This window comes from Limnofasciculus baicalensis BBK-W-15 (genome assembly GCF_024178385.1).
Classification (GTDB): domain Bacteria; phylum Cyanobacteriota; class Cyanobacteriia; order Cyanobacteriales; family Coleofasciculaceae; genus Limnofasciculus; species Limnofasciculus baicalensis.
The window spans coordinates 1-1,394 of record NZ_JAMZMM010000696.1 but is presented as its reverse complement, the minus strand read 5'-3'; the positions used below and the strand labels follow the sequence as shown (position 1 = coordinate 1,394).

General features: G+C 35.7%; 1 protein-coding gene. It reads left to right on the top strand.

Features of this window, described 5'->3' with window-relative positions:
- Positions 1-224: 224 nt before the first annotated feature.
- A complete protein-coding gene (gene devC / locus NJ959_RS29535; protein ID WP_254015327.1) occupies positions 225-1,379 on the top strand; it encodes an ABC transporter permease DevC in 1,155 nt (384 codons plus the stop codon).
- The last annotated feature ends 15 nt before the right edge of the window (positions 1,380-1,394 follow it).

The following is a 1,394-nucleotide window of genomic DNA, read 5'->3' as shown; positions in this document are numbered from 1 at the left end:
AAATTTGCATTTTTATGATAAACAAAAAAGCGAAATTTATAAGCAAAAATTATATAATACCATTATTCTATCTGGGCAATCATCTTCACGTTAACGTTAAACTACATCAGAAGAAAAATAAATGGTTTTTCTTCTGATGTAGAATTAAAATAATAGATCCCTTTGCACCATGAGCGTTAAAAAAACTAAAATATGCTGATGCCAAACAAATTCAATATGAGATAATGATTCTCAAAATCCCTCTCCCCTGGTTGCAACTGACATATAAGAAGATGCGTTTCCTAGTTGCACTGATGGGGATTGGCTTTGCCGTAATGCTAATGTTCTTACAACTAGGGTTACGGGATGCCCTATTTGATAGTGCCGTGCGCCTTCACAAAAGTTTACAAGGTGACATTATCTTGCTGAGTCCCCTATCCACCGCGTCGATTAGCATGGAAAGTTTTTCCCAACGTCATTTATATAAAGCTTTGGGATTTGAAGGGGTAGAATCTGTCACGCCATTGTATGTAGAATTTGCTGTTTGGAAAAATCTCAAAACTCGCCGCGCCCGTCTTATATTTGTAATTGGCTTAAACCCCACACAGGAAGTATTGAATTTAGCAGGAGTTAAAGAAAATATAGATAAAATCAAACTGGATGATGTGGCTTTATTCGATCGCACTTCTCGACCAGAATTTGGTCCAATACCAGAAGAATACAATCATGGCAAAACTATTATAGCCGAAGTTAACGGGCATCAAGTTAAAATCAGTGGACTATTTCAATTAGGCACTTCCTTTGGCACTGATGGAAGCTTAATTCTCAGTGATGATACTTTTTTTCAGGTGTTTCATAATCGAGATCGAGGATTAATTGATATTGGTTTAATTAAACTCCAACCAGAAGCCAATGCTAGAATAGTGCTAGAAAACATGAAAAATGGTTTATCTGAAGGAGTTACAGTATTATCTAAGCAAGAGTATATTGATTTTGAGAAAAATTATTGGAATACCAGTACAGCTATTGGCTTTATTTTCTATCTTGGGGCAATTGTCGGGTTTACAGTTGGCACTATAATTGTCTATCAAATTCTTTATGCTGATGTTTCGGAACATTTGTCTGAATATGCCACTCTCAAAGCTATAGGCTATACAAATAATTACTTATTAGGTGTGGTATTTCAAGAATCTCTGATTTTGGCAAGTTTTGGTTATATCCCTGGAATTTCTATTTCTTTGACTCTATATACTATAGTCAAACAGGTTACTCTCTTACCTATTTATATGAGTTGGAGTAGAGCTTTATTGATCTTGATATTAACAATTTCAATGTGTATAGTTTCCGGTGCAATCGCTATTCAGAAACTGCGAGATGCCGATCCGGTTGATGTTTTCTAAGAGGAGAGTGGGGAG